Origin of the sequence: Dysgonomonas sp. HDW5A (assembly GCF_011299555.1) — a bacterium.
In the GTDB taxonomy this organism is placed as follows: domain Bacteria; phylum Bacteroidota; class Bacteroidia; order Bacteroidales; family Dysgonomonadaceae; genus Dysgonomonas_A.
The window spans coordinates 1215232-1238514 of record NZ_CP049857.1; the positions used below are offsets into that span (position 1 = coordinate 1215232).

General features: G+C 37.0%; 21 protein-coding genes and 1 tRNA gene. 12 read left to right on the forward strand and 10 right to left on the reverse strand.

From position 1 onward, the window contains the following. Positions 1-56 precede the first annotated feature (56 nt). From G7050_RS05090 to G7050_RS05105, 4 genes are all read left to right on the forward strand, one after another. A tRNA-Leu gene (locus G7050_RS05090) sits at positions 57-138 on the forward strand. A gap of 325 nt (positions 139-463) precedes the next feature. Continuing rightward, positions 464-1291 (forward strand): CPBP family intramembrane glutamic endopeptidase, encoded by an 828-nt coding sequence (locus G7050_RS05095; RefSeq protein WP_166112111.1) that lies wholly within the window; start codon positions 464-466, stop codon positions 1289-1291. A gap of 328 nt (positions 1292-1619) precedes the next feature. Continuing rightward, a complete protein-coding gene (locus G7050_RS05100; RefSeq protein WP_166112114.1) occupies positions 1620-2663 on the forward strand; it encodes a sensor histidine kinase in 1044 nt (347 codons plus the stop codon). Positions 2664-2665: 2 nt separating this feature from the next. After that, positions 2666-3736: a sensor histidine kinase gene (locus G7050_RS05105; protein ID WP_166112117.1), complete on the forward strand. Its 1071-nt coding sequence runs from the start codon at positions 2666-2668 to the stop codon at positions 3734-3736. Positions 3737-3860: 124 nt separating this feature from the next. Here G7050_RS05105 and G7050_RS05110 read toward each other — a convergent pair whose 3' ends face one another. Both G7050_RS05110 and G7050_RS05115 read right to left on the reverse strand, forming a co-directional pair. Further along, a complete protein-coding gene (locus tag G7050_RS05110) occupies positions 3861-4736 on the reverse strand; it encodes an OmpA family protein (protein WP_166112120.1) in 876 nt (291 codons plus the stop codon). A gap of 308 nt (positions 4737-5044) precedes the next feature. Further along, positions 5045-5314, reverse strand: a complete 270-nt coding sequence (locus G7050_RS05115) for a hypothetical protein (protein WP_166112123.1) — start codon at positions 5312-5314, stop codon at positions 5045-5047. 530 nt (positions 5315-5844) lie between these two features. Here G7050_RS05115 and G7050_RS05120 point away from each other — a divergent pair. The 3 genes from G7050_RS05120 (at position 5845) to G7050_RS05130 (ending at position 7551) form a co-directional block, all read left to right on the forward strand. After that, positions 5845-6291, forward strand: a complete 447-nt coding sequence (locus G7050_RS05120; RefSeq protein ID WP_166112126.1) for a helix-turn-helix domain-containing protein — start codon at positions 5845-5847, stop codon at positions 6289-6291. A 1-nt stretch (position 6292) separates the two neighbouring features. Continuing rightward, positions 6293-6727, forward strand: a complete 435-nt coding sequence (locus G7050_RS05125) for a VOC family protein (protein ID WP_166112129.1) — start codon at positions 6293-6295, stop codon at positions 6725-6727. A 134-nt stretch (positions 6728-6861) separates the two neighbouring features. Beyond that, the gene (locus tag G7050_RS05130; protein ID WP_166112132.1) at positions 6862-7551 is read left to right on the forward strand and encodes a VIT family protein; all 690 of its coding nucleotides are present in this window, start codon (positions 6862-6864) and stop codon (positions 7549-7551) included. 48 nt (positions 7552-7599) lie between these two features. On the opposite strand, the gene G7050_RS05135 is transcribed toward G7050_RS05130, so the two are convergent. Both G7050_RS05135 and G7050_RS05140 read right to left on the reverse strand, forming a co-directional pair. Then, positions 7600-7887, reverse strand: a complete 288-nt coding sequence (locus G7050_RS05135; protein ID WP_166112135.1) for a putative quinol monooxygenase — start codon at positions 7885-7887, stop codon at positions 7600-7602. Between the two features lie 163 nt (positions 7888-8050). After that, on the reverse strand, positions 8051-8338 hold the full coding sequence (locus G7050_RS05140) for a hypothetical protein (RefSeq protein WP_166112138.1): 288 nt from the start codon (positions 8336-8338) through the stop codon (positions 8051-8053). A gap of 541 nt (positions 8339-8879) precedes the next feature. On the opposite strand from G7050_RS05140, the gene G7050_RS05145 reads away from it, so the two are divergent. The 4 genes from G7050_RS05145 (at position 8880) to G7050_RS05160 (ending at position 12578) form a co-directional block, all read left to right on the forward strand. Next, positions 8880-10316, forward strand: coding sequence for a S41 family peptidase (locus tag G7050_RS05145; protein WP_166112141.1), 1437 nt, complete (start codon positions 8880-8882; stop codon positions 10314-10316). A gap of 1 nt (position 10317) precedes the next feature. Then, positions 10318-10773 (forward strand): Spy/CpxP family protein refolding chaperone, encoded by a 456-nt coding sequence (locus G7050_RS05150; RefSeq protein ID WP_166112144.1) that lies wholly within the window; start codon positions 10318-10320, stop codon positions 10771-10773. A gap of 267 nt (positions 10774-11040) precedes the next feature. After that, a complete protein-coding gene (locus G7050_RS05155; RefSeq protein ID WP_255499260.1) occupies positions 11041-11760 on the forward strand; it encodes a DUF1062 domain-containing protein in 720 nt (239 codons plus the stop codon). A 188-nt stretch (positions 11761-11948) separates the two neighbouring features. Next, positions 11949-12578, forward strand: coding sequence for a porin family protein (locus G7050_RS05160; protein ID WP_166112147.1), 630 nt, complete (start codon positions 11949-11951; stop codon positions 12576-12578). Between the two features lie 70 nt (positions 12579-12648). On the opposite strand, the gene G7050_RS05165 is transcribed toward G7050_RS05160, so the two are convergent. The 6 genes from G7050_RS05165 to G7050_RS05190 all read right to left on the reverse strand — a co-directional run bounded on the left by G7050_RS05165 (position 12649) and on the right by G7050_RS05190 (position 22932). Continuing rightward, complete coding sequence (locus G7050_RS05165) at positions 12649-14028, reverse strand: CotH kinase family protein (RefSeq protein WP_166112150.1); 1380 nt, start codon at positions 14026-14028, stop codon at positions 12649-12651. 83 nt (positions 14029-14111) lie between these two features. Beyond that, complete coding sequence (locus G7050_RS05170) at positions 14112-15407, reverse strand: histidine-type phosphatase (protein WP_370521946.1); 1296 nt, start codon at positions 15405-15407, stop codon at positions 14112-14114. A gap of 263 nt (positions 15408-15670) precedes the next feature. Next, positions 15671-17356: a RagB/SusD family nutrient uptake outer membrane protein gene (locus G7050_RS05175; protein WP_166112157.1), complete on the reverse strand. Its 1686-nt coding sequence runs from the start codon at positions 17354-17356 to the stop codon at positions 15671-15673. 128 nt (positions 17357-17484) lie between these two features. Continuing rightward, a complete protein-coding gene (locus G7050_RS05180) occupies positions 17485-20460 on the reverse strand; it encodes a TonB-dependent receptor (protein ID WP_255499261.1) in 2976 nt (991 codons plus the stop codon). 287 nt (positions 20461-20747) lie between these two features. Beyond that, positions 20748-22367, reverse strand: coding sequence for a DUF6377 domain-containing protein (locus G7050_RS05185; protein WP_166112160.1), 1620 nt, complete (start codon positions 22365-22367; stop codon positions 20748-20750). 43 nt (positions 22368-22410) lie between these two features. After that, positions 22411-22932, reverse strand: a complete 522-nt coding sequence (locus G7050_RS05190; protein WP_166112163.1) for an N-acetyltransferase — start codon at positions 22930-22932, stop codon at positions 22411-22413. A gap of 150 nt (positions 22933-23082) precedes the next feature. Here G7050_RS05190 and G7050_RS05195 point away from each other — a divergent pair, with 150 nt between their 5' ends. Beyond that, positions 23083-23265 (forward strand): hypothetical protein, encoded by a 183-nt coding sequence (locus G7050_RS05195; RefSeq protein ID WP_166112165.1) that lies wholly within the window; start codon positions 23083-23085, stop codon positions 23263-23265. Positions 23266-23283 lie beyond the last annotated feature (18 nt).

The window sequence follows — 23283 nt, forward strand, 5'->3', positions numbered from 1 at the left end:
CTCTTGTTTTTTGCAACTTATAATATATCTTTGTACCCGCTAACGCAATAGTAGCCGCGGATGTGGCGTAATTGGTAGCCGCGCCAGACTTAGGATCTGGTGCCGAGAGGCGTGGGGGTTCGAGTCCCTTCATCCGCACTGAAAGCGACAAATTGAAGATTTCTTCTTTTGTCGCTTTTATCGTTTTCATAACTTGCTATTTCTAAACCTATTACAGATAGTAACATATTGTGCCTTGGAGTTCGATAACCTTTGATTTCTTAGTCATAGATACCATCCCACTCTTTAATAAGTTGGAGTATAAAAACCATCAAGACTTAGCTATTACACTTGACTTGCTCTATATTGATAGTCATCATTCTTACCTTTCATCTCTGAAATCAGGTGTTCTGTCTCATTTCTCAAAAACACTTCCAAATGCTTGATACTTTCGTTGTAGAAACGAACTAAAATATCAAGCATAATGAAAGCAAAGAATCCTATTCAACAATTCAATCGCCCTGTACTGTTTTATACTTTATCCACACTTATTCCCTGGAGCTTTTGGTTTGCAGCAGGCTACATAAGTCAGATCACTCCTTATCAGGATAAATTTCTTCAGATAGCAAGCCTGCTATCCTTTATCGGACTACTTACTCCCTTGGCTGTCGTATTTGCATTAACAGCCAAGCACACGAATATAAAAAGAGATATAACAACACGTCTTTTCAACTTTAGTGATATTAAGCCTGTCTACTTTCTGCTGACTTGTCTGATTATGCCTGTCAGTATAATGATAGGACAAGCCATTTCCCTGTTATTTGGATATAGCTCAGACCAATTTATTATCACAGGAAACTTCACTTTCTCCTCCGGCATCTTCCCGGTATGGTTCCTGCTAATAGTAGCCCCTGTTATAGAAGAATTAGCATGGCATTCCTATGGCACTGATTCTTTACGTAATAGGTTCAACCTGTTTAATGTCTGTCTTATTTTCGCCTTGTTCTGGGGAATCTGGCATATCCCCTTATCCACTATTCGTGATTACTATCAAAGCAATGTTGTGAATGACGGTCTTATCTATGGCTTGAATTTTCTGGTTAGCATTTTCCCGTTTGTTATACTTATGAACTGGCTCTATTACAAGACAAACAGAAATATCCTTATCGCTATTATCTTCCATATCACAGCAGGGCTTTTCAACGAGCTGTTCGCTCCACATCCCGATAGTAAAATCATCCAAACTATCCTTTTGATTGTATTGGCTAGCATAGTGGTCGTAAGGGATAAAGAAATGTTCTTCAAAAGATAATCAGACCAGAATATCATATAACACTGAAAATGGCAACCTGAACTTTTATTCAATTACGACTAAGGGAAAAATAAAGTTTAATCTACAACAAAGCTGCTTCTGTCGCAAAAAAACGGCATTCTGTCTCATATTTCAAAAGCAAGCCTTTACAAGCAATACTTTTGCATCGTCAACTAAATGGATAACTAAAAGAGGTAGAAAGTGGATAAGAAAGAAACGCCTGAAAAAGTATTATAGACTCTAAAAAGGAGGTAACTTCATTCTTCAACATACTATACCTCTTAGATTTTTAATGTAAATTTGACAGCACACTACCAATAACTAGCATATGATAAAATCGAGACTGTATAATTTTTTTGTTGATCCTAAATACAGGATATGGAGACATATCCTGTTTATTCTTTCATTTGCAATAATATCCTATCGGCAGATTACTTATATCTTTCGGGATAATATTACCACTATAACAGATTACAGACCTTTTCTTGTCTCCATCACCCTTATGGTATATCTATCGACATTGTATGTAAATATTTATTATTTAGTTCCCCGCTTTTTGTTGGGACAACGATATAGAATTTATTTAGCAGGGTTCTTTTTTATCATATTTATTCAGATCGCATATCTTATTGGGATGGAACATATTGTACGCACCTTATTTGAGATGCCCTACAAAATAACATCCTATACTCCGCTTGTATTTATTCAACTCATTCCTACTTCTACGATAAATATGATGTGTATAATGGGGATATCCGCCACATTATTATTTAAGCATCAAATATTGGAAAACGAACGAATGAAGAAAATCGAAGAGGAATATATACAATCGCAATTAAACCGCTTAAAAGAACAGATTTCCCCGACTTTTCTATCAAATATTCTGAACAGGACTTCGGAGTTAACTAAGACTGATTCGAATAAGGCATCCGATATGTTGATCAGGCTTGGACAATTACTAAGGTACCAATTGTATGATTGCAACAGAGACAGAGTATTATTAAGTGCCGAAATAAATTTTATAAAGAACTACCTTGATTTGGAGCAAATATATTGCAATCAATTTGAATATGACTTTACCTTCGACAATAATATCAAAGAACTATTACTTCCTCCTTTATTACTCATTCCTTTTATACAAAATGCTGCAAATAGAACAGAATCTATTGAAAAGCACGTGTGTTTACGTTTAAGTCTTAAAAGAATAGAAAACAGTTTGTTTTTTAGCTGTCAATCTACAAACAAAGCTCTATTGTCAGAAGTTCAACTTTTCGCTGTAAAAAAAAGGTTAAATTTAATGTATCCGGGCAACTATATTTTATCAATGGTCAAAGGCAAGACCGAACTCCAACTTAATTGTATTACCGAATAATAATGGATCAAATAAAGAAAAAAACAATATTATATTATTTGAATGATAAAAAGTATCATGTTCACAGACATTTATTGTTGCAATTATTTGCATTGATATATGCCCTTGATGTTTTTTGTCCTGTACCGGGGCAGTTACCTCTGTCGGTAGGCCGATTCGTTACATTTTTAGGCTTCTATCTTATCCTCAATTTGATAATCTATCCGAATGCTTACATTTTTGTACCACGCTATCTGGTAAAAAAGAAGCTATTGAAATATATATTGTCAATAGTTGCGATCATACTTGTTTGCTTATTTATTATTGCAACCATTGTGGTTTTATTTGAAAAGCCAAATACGGGGATTTTAAAACAGGTTCCATCCCGTAATTTCTTTTTAATAATGTTAATAATATTACCTTCCGGAGTGACTTTTGGTTTACAGTGCGCCGGAGTGGCGGCATTTACGGTTTTCAGAAAGTGGACAGAAGAGAATCAACGGACTAATGATCTGAAAGCAGCTACTCTGCAGACAGAACTTACATTTCTGAAAAGCCAGATAAATCCGCACTTCCTATTCAATATTATAAATAATGCCAATATACTGGTGGATGATGAGCCTGAGATGGCTTCCAGTATGCTGACTAAGTTGGATGACCTGCTAAAATACCAGCTAGAAGATAGCATGAAAGAGAAAGTACGATTAACGGATGATATCCGTTTTTTAACTGATTATCTGGATTTGGAAAAAGTAAGACGTGACCATTTTGAATTTGAAATTCAGACAAGAGGAAATATAGACAATATATCTATTGCTCCTTTATTGTTTATTCCATTTGTAGAAAACGCTGTTAAGCACAATTCGGATAGTAGCAGGACTTCATATGTAAACCTGTCATTCGCCATAGAAAATAACACGTTGGCCTTTATATGCGAGAATTCTAAGCCTATAAAGCCGATTCAACAGAAAACAGGCGGAATCGGATTGAGTAATATATCCCGTAGATTGAACCTACTTTATGACAACAGCTACTCATTGGAGAGAAAGGAAACAGAACAAGTGTACATGGCAAAATTAACACTCAAACTATAATACTATTCTTACGTTGAAAAGTAACTGAATAAAACAAATTTTACTCCCATTACAATAACAACAAAGGTTGCCTCATATTTCAAAGGCAACCTTTATTATGTGAAAGTCTTTATATCTAAGAAAATTAATTTATACCAGCAGAACTTGTAGGAGCCGGAGCCTGTTCGATCAATTCCATAAACTGATCGAGTTTTGGAGTAATAATTATCTCTGTCCGGCGGTTGCGGGCTTTTCCTTCGGCAGTACTATTGCTTACAATCGGATTATACTCTCCACGTCCGGCAGCAGTCAGACGTTTTGGATCAACTCCATAGGTATTTTGCAGAGCCTGAACAACTGACGATCCACGTAACGCACTCAAGTCCCAGTTGTTACGGATATTAGGACGAGAAATGGCATCCGGGTCTGTATTTCCTTCTACCAATACATCATAATCTTTATAATCTAAGATAATTTTAGCGATTTTACTGAGTGTTTGACCTGCTTTATCGCTTATTTCGAAACTACCCGAACGATACAGCATATTATCAGCCAAAGAAATATACACAACGCCTTTCAGCACTTGAATATCGAGATCCTGCATTTCTTCGCGAGTAAGTGAACGGGTAAGATTATTCACCATGACAAGATTCAAAGAATCTGATCTATTTTTAGCTTGTACCAAATGTTGAATAAAGCGGTTGGAAGCATTGATTTCATCTACCAATTTTCCAATATTGGCATTACCTTGAGAGTTATGCTGAAGGCTCTTATTCAGAGAACCCTGCATTTCGGCTAAAGCGGCACGCAGCTCGTCATTATTTTTTCGGGCATCGCCCAAAGTTTCTTCAAGGCTCGCCACTCGAGTACGATTCTCCGTCAGCTGCAATTGGCTTCCCTGATAGTCTGCCTGCAATTGCTTGTAATCGGTCTCTAAATTTCTAAATTTCCCCTTGCTTACACACCCTGTAAACATTATACTTGCTGTTAATATCAGCAGCGACCAAAATGAATATTTCATAGCCTGAATCTTATTATATTAATTTAATATGCAATTAATATTTATAACAATGATATTCGCTAATAGTTTGGGACTGTATCGTTTATATTGATTAAAAATAGATTTGAAAGGAATACGTAATACCTTATAGTCTATAAGTGATCTTCGTAGAAGAGTTTTCGGAATCGATAAAGTTCGCTGATTTATCTTCATCTAAACAATAATAAAGCTTTTCAAAAGGGGGAATGAACTATCACTCCCCCTTTCTCTCCTTATTTTACAAACCGTTAGATTAAGGTTAATAAACACAGATTGGTTGTAATGGCTAACTATAATTGATCTATATCATCGGTTTGAAAAAAGGCATCTATACAGACATCGTCCCGAATGAGACACGAGAGTGTAGCTTCCGAAAAACGTATTTCGACTATCAAATCGGGATTCTTCTTTACAGGTTTTATGATGTGGTATGTCTTGTGAATTTTCAAGATCTCACCAAAGGATAGCCCTATACATTGGGAGGCTGCAACAGGTATAGATGCAACTGAACAACTATTGGCAATAGATGGAGCAGGGAATTTTACGGTGTTTGTTGACATAGTGTATCGTTTATTGTGCTTGGATTCGTCCAAAACAAGCCTTATACTAATAAAAGAAGCGGGAGGACATTAACCTATTCGCCAAAAAGGGAGTCGAAGCCCCGAAGCACAAACAGGAAACGCCTCCCGCCCTATATCAAATAAGACGGGATGGGCGTTCTACTGTTTCCAAATGCTTCTTTTATTTCGACTTTTTTTTGGCACAGAATCAGCTAAACGCTTAATACCTTATATTATACTATGTCTTGTCATTTCTGACAAGGCAAAGATATAGATATTCTTTTATTTTTTGTTTTTCATTCATATTAATCAGTTTGAAATGTGCTATTACAAAAATAAGTTCTTCTCGTGCAATAAAATATTTTACTGCACGATATTATATTTGTTGATTACCAAGCGATTTCTTACTTTTGAAAAAGAAAAATCAAGAATGCGATAAATTATTATCTGAGTTGGGGTAAAATATCTTAATTTAGCACTAAACTTGACGAATACACATTTGTTTAATCAACTGATAACGATATATAAATATGGAAGCTGTTGCCGAAAAAAAGAAAAAAGTTCATCACGGGCGAAATATACGAATCGTCAGAACCAGTCAGAATGTTACTCAGGAAGACTTGGCTTTCAGGCTAAATCTATCACAAAGCAAAGTATCTGCTTTGGAATTGGATGAGGTAATCGAAGATGCCGTTCTTGATAAATTTGCAATTGCTCTTAATGTTCCGGTTAATTTCCTGAAAAATTTTGAGCCGGAAGAAGTTATAAAATCATTTACAGTAACTGATAATACATTCAACAATACGCCATCGGAGAACTCGAAAGAAGTTATCACACAAGGCATTATTGAAGAACAAAATAACACTTACACTTATCCGATTGATAAAGTTTCCGAACTATACGAAAGGCTTTTAAAAGAAAAGGATAAGCAAATAGATGAACTGAAAAAAGAGGTTGAGAAATTAAGCAAGAAGTAATATGAACAGAATAAATATTACAACACTAGGCGTTAAAGACGTTGCTAAAGCAGCCGAGTTTTACAAAAAGCTAGGATTCATCACCCCAAGTACCGAAGAAAATCCATCGATTGTATTTTTCAATAACGGAGGTACAAAGCTTGCCCTTTATCCGCTCGAAGAACTTGCAAAAGATATCAACGAATCTGATCCTCCTAAAATATCAACAGGCTTTAACGGGTTTACATTGGCCTATAATGCCAAAACAAAAGAAGAGGTCGATTTAGTTTTCACCCAAATAGAAGAATTGGGAGGAAAAATAATAAAAAGCCCCAAGCCGACTTTCTGGGGAGGGTATGGCGGTTATTTCCAGGACTTAGACGGATATTATTGGGAAGTGGCTTATGCCGACAGTTGGATATTTGATGATAATGACATGTTGGTCATTACAGAATAAATAGCAAAAAAACTTCCGGAAGACTTCGGGAGTTTTTTGTTTTAGACGATTTTCGTTCTTTTCATCCCATTACAGACGCATATCCAAAAACAAGCTGTATGTTTGCCTCTATAACGATATAAAACGAATACACAATGCATCACGAAAACCATTATACAAACCGTACCAATTGGCTAAGAGCAGCTGTTTTGGGAGCAAATGACGGAATCTTATCTACAACCAGCCTTGTTATAGGAGTGGCGGCAGCCGATGCTTCGAGACATTCGATCACTTTGGCGGCTTTAGCCGGACTGGTGGCTGGAGCTTGCTCGATGGCGGCAGGAGAATATGTTTCGGTAAGTTCACAAACCGATGTTGAAACGGCAGATCTTAAGAGAGAAAAAAAAGAACTCGAAGACAACCACCAACAGGAACTTGAAGAATTGGCAGGTATTTATGAAAAAAGAGGACTCGACGAAGATCTGGCCATGAAGGTTGCCCAACAACTGATGGATCATAATGCACTGGAGGCTCATGCACATGATGAACTGGGCATCAACGACATGACCAAGCCCAACCCCTTACAAGCTGCAATGGCATCGGCGGCTTCTTTTATTTCGGGAGGAATACTTCCTTTACTTGTGGCTGTTTTGGCTCCCCTAAAAGGAATGGTTTTCTATCAGTATGCATTTGCCATTTTATTTTTGGCAATATCGGGAACAATGGCGGCAAAAATGGGAGGTTCGAATATTTCTAAGGCCGTTGCCAGAATATGCTTCTGGGGAACTGTTGCCATGTTTATCACCGCTGCGGTAGGATATATATTCGGAGTGAAAACTTCGTAATAAGTACTTATAACGAAACTAGCAAATATAAAACCGATCAGGATATATTTAGCTAAATATATCCATGATTGTAAAAACACATTCTTTAGACTGGTGTTTATTAATAGCAGGAACAAGGCGTCTAAAATGCTCTGTTTGACAATGTCTGTCCAAAGCATCGTGATCGGGCCATTCTTCGATAAAAACAAAATGGGTTTTATCTTCCTGATCTATATACAAATTATACTCAATGCAATCTTTCTCTTCTTTTGTCTTAGCAACTAACTCTGCATAAAGCGGTTTGACTATTTCGAGATATTCTTCTTTTATAAAATCTTCGGCAATTACTTTAATCATAACTATTTATTGGTTTTTGTATATATGATTAGTAAAGTTAAGAATACTATTTGTATAAAGTCTTTTGGGGGACAAATAAATAGTTAATAGAGTAAGAGTCTGAAGTAGGGATATTTATCTATAAAGATATAAATGACAGGAATCTGTAGTTGATTTGTTCTGTTTAATTCATTTTTCTACGCGCAATCACAGATTGCTTGTATTCCTTTTGCCCTAAGCCGCAAAAGGAATCAAAAAGGCTTTGTGCTGCGTGGCTCGCCTGTCTGACTAAAGCTTGCAGCCAACGGCTGTGCCACTGATGCACTTCGGCTGACGCATGTAAAAGCTTGTAGTCCGTTAGGCTACCGACCTTGCCGATTGCACGGGGTACCCGCAGGGCGAATGAAAGCGTTAAGAAACAAAAGGATATCAACGATAAACGTTTTTCTTTTGTTTTAGCTTTCGAGTCCATAGCGGGTCGGGCAAAGAGGCTCAGTCTTGATCTTTTGTTTCGTTTTGTATCAAGACAAAATGAAAAACAAACCCGATAGGGTGCGTTAGTAATAAAAGAACAGTTATTTAAACTACTGAATAAAATAAATAATAGGATATGAATATTGACATTAAAATAAGAGAAAATAAGAATTACAAAAAATGTGTCACTTTTGTAATGTTTGTAATCTTTTCACTCATTAAATACTGGATTTTAGATATTTACAAAAATCGCAAAAATGACACTTCACTTGTCACCTTTTTACCCTTTTTGTGTACTTTCTGTAACCAATGATAGTTTATTGTCAGTTTATTTTTTACAGAAAAAGATGAAATAAAATAACAAGTTAGATTCGTATGTTATACGAAATTGTATATTTGCAAAGATTAAATATTTAATAATAAATTTTAAGAACATAATTGCTTATCGTTATTTTGTCGGTCAAAGCAATAAATAGTCCTGCGAACTTAAGATATATGCACATAACAATACACTCATACAATTATTAAACTAAACTCCGATGAAAATAAAACTGATAATACTCCTTTCACTTCCCTTGTTTATATTTAGTTCGTGCAGCTCTGACGACGATAATATACCAAAATTAAACCCTAAAAGTCCGACCTATGTAAATGATTGGATATATGAACAAATGGGGATGTATTACTTATGGAATGAAACACTTCCCGCGAATCCTGATAAAAGTTTAAGTCCTGATAAATTTTTCGATGCCTTACTCAACAAGAGCGATCGTTTTTCGTGGATACAAGATAATTATCTGGATTTGATGTCGTCACTCAGCGGTGTTAGCAGCGGCGATATAGGTTTTGAATATGTAGGGTATCTTATTTCCGAAGGCTCGGATCTGGTTGTTGGCCAAATTGCATATGTGAAACCCAATACACCCGCACAATCGGCAGGATTGAAGAGAGGCGACCTTTTTACTAAAGTAGATGGGGTTGCTCTGACTACAACGAACTGGAGAACTCTCCTATCGGGACAAAACAGCACAGCGCAAATTACATTTGTAGACTCTGAGTTTGTTAATCAAACGAATAAAACAATTGGAAAAATAAGTAAATATGCTGAGAATCCGGTTTATATGGATAGCACGTACACTGTTGGCAATAAAAAAATAGGATATCTTGTGTATAACTTTTTTGCCAATGATAACGGAAGTGGAGACAGGCAGTATGATCTTAAATTGAATAAAGTATTTGCCGGCTTCAAATCAAAAGGTATCACCGACCTTGTGCTCGATTTACGTTACAACAGCGGAGGCTCGATGCTATCGGGTGTTATTCTTTCGAGCCTTATTGTACCCGATTTAAGCACTGACAAGGTCTTTAGTTCCGTACAATTCAACTCATTGTATCAAGCTGCTTATGTAAAGAAATACGGGGCCGGATCTTTGACCGATAAATTCATGGATAAAATTGAAGTGAATAAAACAAAGCAGGAAAAACTCAATAATCCGGGTACTATAAAATCGCTTTATGTACTTACCAGTGGTTGGACTGCCTCAGCCAGCGAAATGCTTATTAACGGGCTTAAACCATACATGAACGTATATCTTATCGGAACTACTACCGTGGGTAAAAATGTAGGTTCTTACACGATATATGATGAAGAAAATAAAACTACAAACAAATGGGGGATGCAACCTATTGTTTTGAAGTATTTCAATTCGAACGGAACTTCCGACTTCGAAAAAGGATTCATTCCCGATGAAGAGTTGAACGATAATAACATACATAAATTCGCTCTCGGCGATTTGCAAGAGGTAATGTTACAAACAGCTATCCAAAAAATCACAGGAGTATCCGGTGTACGCAACGCTCAGGCAGATGCCAAACTACTTCAATCTCAGGGTTCGTCTGTTGAGAGAAAACCTTGGAGCAACAAAGGTATTGTTGATAACAGGGTGTTAGTTCCCATGAATAACTTACAAGAATAACATGAAATTATTGAGCATCAAGACTTTCATTATAGTTACATTATTGTCTGCTACATGTACAGGGGTGGCATATTCGCAAACCCCTCAACTAAATAGCAGAAGACGACCTGTACTAGTAGATGATATACGAGCTCAACCTCTTTATGAAACCGAAGTTCTGAAGGACTGGAATAGCATACCTCATCTAAATGATAATCAACGCAAAAAGATCGAAGATATCAACAGTAAAGCTAAAAAGAAACTCATCGGAGTAAGTCAAACTCTTACAAATAGAATCTTTCAGCTGGAGACTTTATATGCCAACGATCCGACTAATGCCAAAGAGATCGGTAATAAAGAGAGGGAAATTGCAAAACTCGAAGGTAAATTAGATAACATAGTACTCGACTCCAGAAAGAAAATCAGAAAATTACTAGACCCGGAACAGATCGCTTATTTAGACTCTACAGACTGGTGATGAGTATAAACATTTAAATATCAGGCATACTTTCAAAAAAATAAATACCTTTGCACCAGAAATCATAAAAATCTGTGCTTTGAGAATAATTCTCTTATATATTACTGCTTAATATTAGCCTTTACACTACAGGCTGATATATCTTTTTATTGGGGCTCACAGCTCTGATAAATTTTTCATTCCTAAAACTTATTATTGGTTTACAATACTCTCATTAACAGAAGTATCGTATTCCTGTTACCCAATCGAGTCTCTTGACCATTCAATATGATCAAGCAGATAGATTTATATATGCATACCATGCAGATGAAAAATATAGAGAAGGATATTAAGCAGTATATCTCGACAGAATCAGTAAGCAAAAACAATAATACGATCCGACATTTTATTTGGGAAGTTATACCTACCGATACGCCTTTATTTAAAAGAAAATGCAGTAAATGCAAAAACAGCAATCTATATTATTGCAGTGATAAATTCAGACTCAACTCGCAGAAAAAGAGTATTGATGTCTGGCTGATCTATAAATGTATCAAATGCGATAACACATGTAATATCACTATCCTGTCTCGTACCCGACCCGAATTGATTGATAAAGAACTATATCAAAAATTTATGATGAACGATGAGGAGACAGCATGGAAATACGCTTTCGATACAGAAACTGCAAAGCGAAACAACCTGGAGTCGGATCATAGTAATATTGAATATAACATAGTCCATGAGAATACAACATTCGAAGATATCGTGAAGATGGAAGAAGATATAGTTGTGTTCGAGATAAGATCAAACTTCAATCTCGATTTGAAATTAACATCATTAATCAGGCAGTGTTTCGGCACCTCATCAAATCAATTGGGCAAGATGCTCGAAGGTGGCATACTTACAATTCACCCTTTAGGTTCTGTCAAAAAAGCCAAAGTCAAAGATGGGGTTAAAGTTACTGTCAATCGTAATAAACTATATACATATCTCAAAAAAGAGTAACCATACTCAAAGAAGAATCAGCAGGATATCCTGCTGATTCTTCTTTGTACTCACCTCTAATCTACAAAAGCAAGCATTTGGTATACAAACAGAGGCGTTCTGTCTCTTATCTAAAATCTGCTTATTGATAGGATATATCTTCGCAGTATAAATAATCAAAAAACAAATTAAAATAAAAAACAATCGTTATGAAAAAGCTAGTAGTAGTATTAATAATCATTCTTTGTTTCATCGCAACAGCTAGTGCACAAGTCCGCTTCGGAGTTAAAGCAGGAGGAAATCTGTCGTTCCTGTACACAAGTGGAAGTAATCAAGGTATAAATGCCGATCAATATAATGGAAGATTCGGATATCATTTTGGAGGTATGCTGGAATACTCATTGTCGGAAATGTTCTCTATTCAACCGGAGTTAATGTATCTGAATCACGGAGCAAACCTGAAGAAAGAAAACTCTTTCGGAATGAAAGACGGACAGATAACATTAAACACCTTACAATTACCGATCAACCTGAAAGCCAAATTCAATCTGGGTCAATCCGATTCTAAACTATTTGTATATGGAGGTCCTTACGTCGGTTACAATATGTATGGAAAGGTAGCAGGCAAAATAGATGGTGCAAAGGTAGATAATAAACTTTATGCAAAAGATTCGAACATGAAGCGTTTTGATTATGGTTTTGGAATCGGCGTAGGTATTGAGATGAAAAAATTCGTATTGACCTTAGGTAATCAATACGGAGCGAATGACATCAGCGGATCTGAAAAAGGAAAGATGAGAGCGGGTCACGTAAGCCTATCGGCAGGATATTTTTTCTGATAAAAGCTTAACCATAGCAATCATAAAAAAGCGAGCTTTGAACTCGCTTTTTCTTTTTATTATAGTCTTATCAATCGTGTATTTGGGGTATACGTTCTTTATCACCACTAACTTCAAAGAAGTTCCACCGTCCTCTTTCCAGCAAACGATAGTCTCGATTATTTCCTCCGGATGTCCACCAAGCAGGTCTATCTTCAAATGGTGTTTGATGATTCTTATTCGGAAGTTGTAATACACATCCTGCCTCATCGTTATGACAGGCTAGATGTATAGTATCGTCCCAAAGATAAGGCCTTATTAAAGTATACCAGTTTTCGATACGGTGAATACTTCTGCTAACATAAAATGGGCCATCGTTTGCGTTAGTAAGTTCATAGAAAGCCGATATATACAAATGCAAAAAATCAGAGACACTCAATAGTTTTTGAATTAAGGGGTGACCGGGGTTACCCCAGTCAAATATATCCTGAGTTCCGGCATCAATTCCCCAACCTGTTCCTAACGTAGTATCAAAATCATTCGGTATAAAAAAGAATTTACCATGTGTGTTAAAATAAAAGTTGAAGTTATTGGCGTTAGCCCAATAATCGTCCATATTTCCACAGATTACATTTATCAAATAAGACTTGAGTAGTAATTTAACATCCATTGCCTCATGAGCCCAGTTCTTCAGAGCATCACCTTTCAGCGTAACAAGGTTACGGACAAAGCTTGTTAGCTGCGCATTAGCTACTTTACGGCTGGATGTATTTGTCCGCAGATCGTAAATACTACGATCTTCAATAACAGAAGGATCATAGTTATTTAAGGCTGCACCATTATCACCCTTCCATAGAAAAGGAATATGGCTACCCGGATTATCGTCTCCGAAATAGGTCTTTCGAGCATCAAGATAATCATCCTCAATAAATTCCTTCAGTTTATAAATACCAAAGTAAGCAGGCTTAGCCCCTCCATCAATGATGTGGATGAAAAATCTGCACATACTCATCAGAGGTCCCGAATATACTCCGGCTTCCTGATACAGATCGAAACTGTATACTTCGCGAATACGGGTTGGATCTTCCCTGATAAACTTAAGATCAAGTCTGGATAAACTTTCAAACCTTTGTCCCGGGACATTTCTGCCGAATTGCAATGCAAAACTTGCCTGACGCCAAACCGGATTTTTAGGATTATGATGTTCTCCTTCATTTCCCTCAGGGCGATTACGGCTACTATTTCCTCGGACTCTCAAACCTACATTGGGAACTTTTTGTGCAGCAATGTGATCATTACCACTGAAAACAAAATCTCCCGGAATCCAAAAATTAACATCGGGGGCTGCGTCAAAGGCTTCAAGCAACTTATTCCAGTCTGCCACTTTAATTTCCAGAGTAACTTCGGGTAGAGCCTCCAAGTCGAAAATTTCTTTCAGCTTGGGATTGTCAAAAACACTTTTCTTTTTCATCTTGTAAAATTTTTAATTAATAAACTACACAATGTGCATAGCATTATACCGTGTTAAGAAATTAGTGAGTGTGTTTACTCCTGTTATTTGTTTTCGAGCAGAGACATATAATAAGCCTCTACATCTTTCCAATGGTAATAAGGTAGTATATCGCTCTTTATGGGCGGAATCGTTATTTCGTTTTCGTGCAATAGGAACTTCACCAATATATCGTCAGAGCCTTTCTTCCTGAAAAATACAATCTGTACATTTCCTGCCATAGGCACAATCTTGAAATCGCTCCAGGCCTTATAAAACTCGGCAGGGTCTGCTACACTGCTGTAACAATTTTGCAAATGAAGAAGAGCAGCAAGAGGCATAAGATTACCATCGTGTCCGAAACGGAATGTTCCCCCTTTGCCGTTAGAGTGAATTACCTCATTGGCACTGTCGAGAATATTACGAAGGAGCGGTTTGGCGTTCCCCATCATTATACCTCCGTTTTGTGCCGAAGTTGCATCACACACATAATGACGGTAGTTTACACACTGCCACAGATCGAAAAGTTCTTGCTTTTCGAACAGATCATAAAAAGACACGTTGGTCTCCATATTCTGCATATCACCTGCAATCCAGTATAGTGCCCACATTAGAGAAAATGGATTTACTTTTTTTACGATATAAGTACTATCCGAAAATAACGAGTTTACCAACCTCTCGGGTTTGGTATGACTTTGCTCAAACTTGCGGTATTCTTCACGCCATATTCCGCCGTTCTTTGCTCTGAAGTCTAATGCCTCATTGGTATGATAGTTCAGATACTTCATATACTTATTGCTCGATTCGCGAGTAATATCCAATGTAGGATTGAATTCTTTCAACCGTTCGCTGAAAGCATCCATACTTAGCACACAGCGTATAATAACCGTTGAGCGTGCCGACAGTTTAACACTATCGGTAAATATCTGAGGAAACGACTTGTACATCCGTTCGGCAATACCTCGTTGCTGACGTACGCCTAAAGGCGAAAGATCACCTCCATGCCCTTCGGCTTCTATCCAGACTTTGCTTAAACGATTATAAGCATCTATACCCAAAGGGGTAAGTGCATTAGCTTTGTTTGCATCTTCCAGAAGATCAAGTACCCACTTATAATCATCGTCACTGATCAGATAGCGTGATCCATGGCGACCATAATGGCTGATATAAAAGGGCTCATATCCTTTGGGAACCGGTGTTTGGGCTACAATTTCATCAGAAGGATAAGCATAGTAAACACTGCCTGTTTTCTCAAGTGTTGCAAACATTTCCTCTTTTGTGGTCTGCCCCCATAGGGAACTGATATTCAAGAGTAAGATTACAGATAACAAACAGGTACTTTTCAGATTTAGTCTTTTCATCATTTACATTTTAAGAGGTAAGGCATTAAACCTTAAGTTAAAAAAATTATAAAAACCGACTGTATTCAAGTTAAGTTACTAAAAGCTGCCTATTATTTCAAAGCAGCTTTTGTCACATGAATGAGACGCATCACGCGCTTTCAGAAAAAGAATGTCGTGTTTTTATTGTATATTAAGTAAAAGAAAATATTTAATGATACATTTTAGAAGCATAACAACCTGTCACTGTTTTGCTTGCCAAAGCAATAAATAGTTCTACGAACTTATTTATTTATGTAATCGGGATTTTGAGTAAGATAAGGATTAACCGTAAACTCATCCTGAGGGATAGGAAACAGGTTGTACTTATCGTTAACGTCTTTACCGATATAGTTGCCTACTGTTCCATCGCTTCCTTTCCAGTCCCAATTATAGCCCTTGGTAAACTTGCCAAAGCGAATAAGGTCGGTACGTCTTACTAGTTCAGTGTGCAATTCGCGTGCACGTTCATCCAAGATAAAGTCGAGCGTCAATTGACTGTCGTCTATTCTTCCTGAAGCTCCATTACCATAAGCACCTGACAGGTAAGCCCTGTCTCTAATTTCGTTCACATATCCCAATGCCTGCGTGCGACTACCACTTGCTCCTCTAAGTATAGCTTCGGCGGCCATCAAGTAAGCATCTGCTGTACGGAACACAGGGTAATCAATCGAACTGTAAGTTGTACCTCCATCTGCCAGCGTTTTTCTATCTTTGGTCATATTACGCCATTTTAGACAAGCATAGCCGTTTTCGAATTTAGTTGCTTGAAAATTACTTCCAACAATCCATGTCTCCTTCGTATGTTTAGGAGTATAGAACTGAGCCCGTTTATCTTTTTTATTATCTCCCCAAGGATCGTTGATATTAAAGGTTTGATCAGCCGGACTAAACTTGTCAACCAATTGTGTTTTCACACGGGCATTGCCCCACGAATTCGAAAGACCTATGTAGACATTCATATCTCCATTGCTCAGGGCTTTAAGGATAAAATTTGTACCTGCACTATTTATTGTATTAACACCGTCTTGTGGCAGATTCCATATAATTTCTTTACATGCATTGTTGTCCGCAAGGAAAATATGACGATAGTCGGAAGCCAGTGGATAAGTATTACTCTCAATTATCTTTTTTGAATATTGATATGCTTTTTCGTACTCGTTCTTTCCTACCCATGCTTCGGCATTCAGGTATACACGGGATAATAGGAACCATGCTGCAACCTGATCTACACGTCCGTATTGATTCGTACCAGCCGGTTTCATCTCTGTAGCCAGAGCTTCTGTTTCTGCAACAACATAGTTATAAATATTTTCACGGGTAACCTGATTGGGGATAGTACCTATTACCATCGTTTCATCTACAAAGGGGGCAGATCCATACAGATCACAAATCATGCTGTAGCAATATGCACGAATAAAACGTGCTTCGGTTCGATAGTAAGGCATCTCATCCTTTAGTTCATCGTATAATCCTCTATTTTTAAGATTATTGTCAGTCGATTCACGTAGAAATTCATTGCAATAATTAATAGTCATATACAGACGATAGTATGAATAACTGATAATCTTTGTTGATTGATTCCAATTCATAAACAAAAGATCCCAACTTCCTTGTGAACTTCCCGAATGAAGAACAATTTCATCTGTTGAACACTCTTGTAAATAAAATAATGATCGTGTATATCCGCTATATCCGGTATCCATACCTCCAACATCACCATCTTTATCGGGTCCATCCTGACCGTTTAGTATTAACGAACCGTAGCACTTGGCTAATACTCCGCGATAACCGTCTGCTGTTGTATACACATTGGTATTTATAAGTTTCTTATCGTTAAGTGGTTCTGTATCGAGATCACCAAGACAGGACGTGAATAGCATTCCTAAAAGAACAGCTGCCCATATATATTTTATTGATTGTATTTTCATAAATGATTCCTCCGATTATTAAATAAAATAATTAATGACTTGTTTTGCAGGGATGGACCTATATGTCTTTCTATATCGGCGAACATATAGGCTCCCCCTACATCAAAATATAAAGTAGGTTTAAGGTTTTAAAAGTTTAGATTCAGTGACAGGGTATAAGTTCTGGGACGTTGGTATGTATTATTATCAATACCATTGTATATCTCAGGGTCTGCTCCCGAATAGTTGGTTATTATAGCTATATTCTGTGCACTGAATGCCATACGCAAAGAGCTTGATGTATTCCATAATTTAGGAAAGGTATACCCCAGTGTTATATTATCGAACTTAAAGAATGCACCGCTTTCGAGGAAATAATCAGAGAAGTATTGTTCTTTAGCGAAACCTCTTTCCAATGCTACCCGTGATATATTACCGGACATTCCTTCGCTATAAACGCTGGCTAAAGATTGCTTGGCTTGTTGATAGTTGAAGACGTAATTACCAAAGCTACCGTGTCCGTTTATCCCGAAATCCCATTTCTTATATGTCAAGTGAGTAGATAATCCATAGTAATAAGGTGTTCTTGAACTCCTGCCTGTTACATATTTGTTATCATCACTTTGAATAGTAGTAATCGAACCGTCTTTTGCTATATATTTCCCTTCCAACGGTTTTCCATTCTCATCGTATGCTTGTTTAAGCAAAAAGAATGTATTTGGAGTTTCACCTACTTTATGAATCTGAAGATCGTTTCTGCTTACACTTCCGGTTTTCACATAGCTGGTTTCTGTATCAATCGTATTCAACTTGGTAATCTTAGATTTTCCATAAGTGAAGTTTCCACTGATAGTCCACTCCCAGTCTTTCGTTTTTACAGGTATAGCACTTACTGCAAATTCGAATCCCTGCCCTTCCATGTCGCCGATATTTGTTTCGAGCTTGTTTGTAAAATTACTTCCTGCTGGGACATAAATATCGTTCAACAGATTTTTGGTATATCGTTTATAAACATCTATACTACCATAAATTCGGTTATTAAGAAATCCGTAATCAAGCCCGGCATTATAGGTACTGGTTGTTTCCCATTTTATATTCGGATCATATCCGTTTGGTCGGTACATATACAACCACTCATCTCCAAATGGATATCTGGCTGCATCAGATGATATCGTATAGAGTGGTAAATAAGGATGGTATCCACCGATATCCTGCTGCCCCGTTTGCCCGTAACTTAAACGAACTTTCAGATCGGATAAAGGTTTGATATCACGAATGAATTTTTCCTCAGTCAAACGATAACCCAGTGCCACAGATGGAAAATATCCCCAACGATTATCAGGTGAAAAGCGAGAAGATGCATCGGCACGCAATGTAGCTGTCACCAATAGCTTTTGATCGAACGAATAGTTGAAACGACCAAAGAAAGAAAGGAGATATAAAAGGTCTTCATCAGGTATCGAAGTGTCAACTACATCTTTTACGAGGTTTCTGGGGTTGGTACTGTACCAAAAACGTTGCCATTCATACCCCGCCATTGCGTTAATATTGTGCTTAGATCCTAAATCTTTGATATAGTTGGCATAGGTAGAAATTATATAGTTCGTGTTTTTATTGTCCTCCGAATGGAATTGCCCTCTACCATCACTTCTGTTCGAAACATACATTAAAGGAGCTAAATCGGGAGTTGTTTCTTCTTGCTTATTACGACGTATATCATAACCTAGATTCATATTCAAATGAAGGTCTTCAAAGCCGTGAATTTTATAATCAACCGCTAGGTTACCTAATGTACGGTTTATAGTATGCAGCTTTTTAGTAAGTTCTAGTTCGGCCACAGGGTTAGTGGCAGCCAAGCTTCTAGGCTTTCCGGAATCATCCATCCAAACATAATACCCAAGTCCTACATCACCGGGATAGCTTTGATGGACAGGGCGGGTTGGATCGAAAGAAATAGCACTGCCAATAGCACCAGTCGATACCGGGTGGCTTCGCTCGATACTTCCCTTTACATTAATATCAACAGAAAGGTGTTTATCAAAGAATTTAGGAGATAAACCAAACCCTCCGTTAAAACGTTTGTAATTATTAGACTTTAGGACACCGTCTTGACTTAAGTATCCTACTGATACCCTGTACGGTATTTGTTTTGCAGTACCTGTTACCGAAAGGTTATGCTCATTACCAAAGGCTGTTCTGTAGATTTCTTTTTGCCAATCGGTCGAAGCTGCTCCGAGCTTAAAGCTGGTTTCGGGTACATTAATAGTTCCGTTTGTATATATTTCACGGTATTCATCAGCCGATAAAACATCATAATAGTCCGGTATTTTGCTTACCGTAAAATTGGCGCTGTAATTTACCTGCGGTTTGGAGCTTCCTCCCAGACTTCCTTTTTTAGTCGTAATAATGATTACTCCATTAGAGGCACGCGACCCATAGATGGCAGTAGCAGAGGCATCCTTAAGTACAGTAAATGTTTCTATATCATTCGGGTTAATAAAACTGATCGACGTATTATTTACAGGTACACCATCGATCACAATTAAAGGGTCGTTATCTGCCGACAAGGATGCTCCCATACGAATGCGTATGGTTCCACCACTACCGGGAGCGCCATCACCGGGTACTATATTTACACCTGCCACACGTCCTATCAAGGCATCTTGAGCTGTAATTTGAAGTCCTTTATTCAGTTCGTCAGGCTTTACTGATGTTAATGCTCCGGTAGCATCACCTTTTCTCACTTGCCCGTAACCGATAACTACTACTTCACTCAATAATTCGGAGTCTTCATCTAAATTTATAGACAAGTTAGTTTTATTAGCAACAGGTACTTCTTTTGTTTTATATCCTAGGAATGAAACAACTAACGTAGCATTAGCTGATGCAGACAATTGGAATTTTCCATCGTAATCGGTGACCGTTCCTGTAGAACCCGACTTAACTTTTACACTTGCTCCAATAACTGTTTCTCCGGATTTGCTATCTGTTACAACTCCTGAAACTTGGATTGTTCCTGAATTTTGGGCTGACAGACTCGTGAACGAAAATAGACCTACTAATAATAGTAAGAGTATCTCCCTGGCTCCTTTTCTGTTTTTTAAAATTAACTTTTCTTTCATCATGGTTAGATTGATAGATTTCTGGTTATTTGTTTTCCTTAATAATCTCCCTCCTATTATTGAACTGAAAATTTCTTCTTTTCAGAAAGAATCTTGTTTTTAAGGTTGGTGGGTTAACAAATACAAATCTATTACTGATCTAGTTGCATTGTATCGCATAGTAGATAGTATAAGTAGATAAAAAACAAATACACACAGACTCAATCGACTATAAAATAAGCGATTGAGACATTGTTAAAATTCAAACAGAGTAGATTAAGTTTGAGGTATAAGTATACTATTATTTGTCATTATTTACCTATTTGCTGAATAGCAACAGCAAATTCGTCTTTAGAAACGATTAATTTATTATGCACTTTGAGTCGATAATTATATACAGTCTGAGGAGAATAATGCAAGAAACTCGCAATCTTACTGCTATCGGTTATACCGAGACGTACTAATGCAAAGACGCGAAGTTCGGGCGTAAGAATATCGCCGGTCTTAGGGACAATTTTTTCATTTTCAATCAGAAGGGCATTGAATTCTTCTACAAAATTGGGGTATATGTTTAAGAATATTGCATCGAAATTACGAAAGAATTCTTTTAACTCGTCAGAAACCAGAGAGGTTGAACTGGTTATTTTAGCTGCCTCTGCTATTTGCCCCGATTTTAACTTCCGGTTTATATCTATTCTGTAGGCCTCCATTTTGTCGATATAAGTTGAACAGAGATTGAAAACAGAGCCGATATATTCTTCTTTTACCAAATTAGATTCGGAGAGCTTTTTATTTAAATCGTTCAGATCTCCATTCATCCGCTTTACATCCTCATACATTGTGTTGATTGCTTTTCGAGCCAGTGACAGCTTTTTCAGTTGTTTATATATGCATATTACACTGATTACTAAAACAACAGCAAGAATTGATATCAGGAATAAATACTTCTCCAGTTTTTCTTTCTCCTGCTTCACTTTCTGGTCGTAAGCTGCAACAATAATAGGTAAGGTTTGCGAAATCTCAAGTGTTCGGAAACGGGCTCTACAGAAAATAGCATCTTCCATCGAACATTTAATATAGGTATATGCTCTATCAAGATCACCTTCCTTGTACAATAATATGGCTAGTTTGCGTAAAGCGATATAGCCTTTCACCGCTTTTTGCTGATCTGCAATTGCTGATATTATCAGGTACTTTTTCTCTTGTTCATGATCTCCCATTTTCCGGTATACCTCCGATAATCCGTATGCTATAGTTCCAACCAGCGACTGATCATTGCCATATTTGGCATAACATTCAAGCATAAGAGCAAGCGCCTCTTCGTTTTTTCCTTTTTCGACAAGCTTTCCGTTCATTACAAGTTGATATCCCAGCGAGGCCGGGTCATTAACCGATAATAAGGAGTCTTTATATTGGCTTAGCCTACTTTCGTATTGCTTCTGCTCTTTCTGAGCAAAAGAGTTTTCAGACATTAGCGTATATATGGAATGATAGAGATGAAAATAATATGCTTTTTGCTTTTCGTCCAGCTTATGACCATCTACCTGATCTATAATATCCAAAGATTCTTTGTACATACCCATTACACCGAGAATCTCCGCTATATTCATATTGGCCGTATTGATATAGTCTTCGCGGTGGAGCTTCTCCGCAATATCAAGCCTTTCATTAGCTATCCATAGTGCTGAGTCCATATTATAATTGCGATACTCGCGAAGTAGTTTATGATAAAAATTAAAACGTTGATCAAGGTCTGCTATTTTATTCAACTCCAGCTTTAAACTATCTATCCGAAACTCTCTTTTTTGTTCATAAAACGGACGTTGCTTTATCGTAACATCCAATACTTTCAACAATGAGTCTATTTCGTTTACGGCAAATACCGATATATTCAAAAAGAGAAAAAATAAAAGCAGGATATTCTTTTTCATCTATAGTAGTTTAAAGTGTTTGACCTATTTATAGCCTGTTCAATTATAATAACTTTTCATATAACTTAAACCATTTCAGATGGTCATAATTCAGTCCCAGATCAACAGTCCCGATATATTTATATCCTAGTTTCTCATACAAAGCTATAGCGGGTATATTATGTACGGAAACATCGAGTCGTATTGACTTTATTTTCTGTTCAACAGCATATTCCTGAGCAAACTGCATTAATTCACAGGCAACTTGTCTCTGCATAAACTTCGGATTAACAACCAGTGTATGTATTACAATAATATCTTTATAATCGTCCTTTATCCCCCAAACAACTTCATCATATGCCCTTTCGGGCTCATGATTTAAGATAACGCTTCCGGCAATAACCCCATCCACTCTCAGCACAAATAGATTCTCAGCCTTAATTCCCGCAACAGCAGTTTCTCTGACCGGATAGATACCCTTAATCCAACCCGGATAATTGATGCCTGCTTCCAAATAATCATTCAGATCATCATAGAGAACTTCCAGCTCATCAATATCATATATAGTTCCTTTTTCAATAAACATAAGGCTAATTTCAATAAAGAAAAACAAATATACTCTATGTATACAAGAAACTTCGTTCTGTCTACAAAAAATAGCCCTCTGTATATTCTAAAAATATTGCTCTTAATCAAATACTACTTTCGTATCATAATCATAAAAAATAAAAATAAAATGAATAAGACAGAAGTAACTCTAAGGGTTTCAGAGAAATCAGGAATTAAACAAGATGATGCCAGAAAAGTACTGGATGCTTTCGAAGAAGTCTTAAGCGACAGATTATTCTACTGTATAAGCAAAGCATTCTATAAAACATATAGTATGACAAATTGCACCAAAAACAAAAATAGCAAATAAAAACCTTAAAATTATAAA

Bases quoted from the DNA above. Each gene is read 5' to 3' on its own strand.
- G7050_RS05180 (WP_255499261.1), bottom strand. From the start codon at position 20,460: ATGATGAAAGAAAAGTTAATTTTAAAAAACAGAAAAGGAGCCAGGGAG.
- G7050_RS05145 (WP_166112141.1), top strand. From the start codon at position 8,880: ATGAAAATAAAACTGATAATACTCCTTTCACTTCCCTTGTTTATATTT.
- G7050_RS05155 (WP_255499260.1), top strand. From the start codon at position 11,041: ATGATCAAGCAGATAGATTTATATATGCATACCATGCAGATGAAAAAT.
- G7050_RS05105 (WP_166112117.1), top strand. From the start codon at position 2,666: ATGGATCAAATAAAGAAAAAAACAATATTATATTATTTGAATGATAAA.
- G7050_RS05160 (WP_166112147.1), top strand. From the start codon at position 11,949: ATGAAAAAGCTAGTAGTAGTATTAATAATCATTCTTTGTTTCATCGCA.
- G7050_RS05100 (WP_166112114.1), top strand. From the start codon at position 1,620: ATGATAAAATCGAGACTGTATAATTTTTTTGTTGATCCTAAATACAGG.
- G7050_RS05125 (WP_166112129.1), top strand. From the start codon at position 6,293: ATGAACAGAATAAATATTACAACACTAGGCGTTAAAGACGTTGCTAAA.
- G7050_RS05120 (WP_166112126.1), top strand. From the start codon at position 5,845: ATGGAAGCTGTTGCCGAAAAAAAGAAAAAAGTTCATCACGGGCGAAAT.
- G7050_RS05110 (WP_166112120.1), bottom strand. From the start codon at position 4,736: ATGAAATATTCATTTTGGTCGCTGCTGATATTAACAGCAAGTATAATG.
- G7050_RS05190 (WP_166112163.1), bottom strand. From the start codon at position 22,932: ATGTTTATTGAAAAAGGAACTATATATGATATTGATGAGCTGGAAGTT.
- G7050_RS05095 (WP_166112111.1), top strand. From the start codon at position 464: ATGAAAGCAAAGAATCCTATTCAACAATTCAATCGCCCTGTACTGTTT.
- G7050_RS05170 (WP_370521946.1), bottom strand. From the start codon at position 15,407: ATGAAAAGACTAAATCTGAAAAGTACCTGTTTGTTATCTGTAATCTTA.
- G7050_RS05150 (WP_166112144.1), top strand. From the start codon at position 10,318: ATGAAATTATTGAGCATCAAGACTTTCATTATAGTTACATTATTGTCT.
- G7050_RS05165 (WP_166112150.1), bottom strand. From the start codon at position 14,028: ATGAAAAAGAAAAGTGTTTTTGACAATCCCAAGCTGAAAGAAATTTTC.
- G7050_RS05195 (WP_166112165.1), top strand. From the start codon at position 23,083: ATGAATAAGACAGAAGTAACTCTAAGGGTTTCAGAGAAATCAGGAATT.
- G7050_RS05140 (WP_166112138.1), bottom strand. From the start codon at position 8,338: ATGGACTCGAAAGCTAAAACAAAAGAAAAACGTTTATCGTTGATATCC.
- G7050_RS05135 (WP_166112135.1), bottom strand. From the start codon at position 7,887: ATGATTAAAGTAATTGCCGAAGATTTTATAAAAGAAGAATATCTCGAA.
- G7050_RS05185 (WP_166112160.1), bottom strand. From the start codon at position 22,367: ATGAAAAAGAATATCCTGCTTTTATTTTTTCTCTTTTTGAATATATCG.
- G7050_RS05130 (WP_166112132.1), top strand. From the start codon at position 6,862: ATGCATCACGAAAACCATTATACAAACCGTACCAATTGGCTAAGAGCA.
- G7050_RS05115 (WP_166112123.1), bottom strand. From the start codon at position 5,314: ATGTCAACAAACACCGTAAAATTCCCTGCTCCATCTATTGCCAATAGT.
- G7050_RS05175 (WP_166112157.1), bottom strand. From the start codon at position 17,356: ATGAAAATACAATCAATAAAATATATATGGGCAGCTGTTCTTTTAGGA.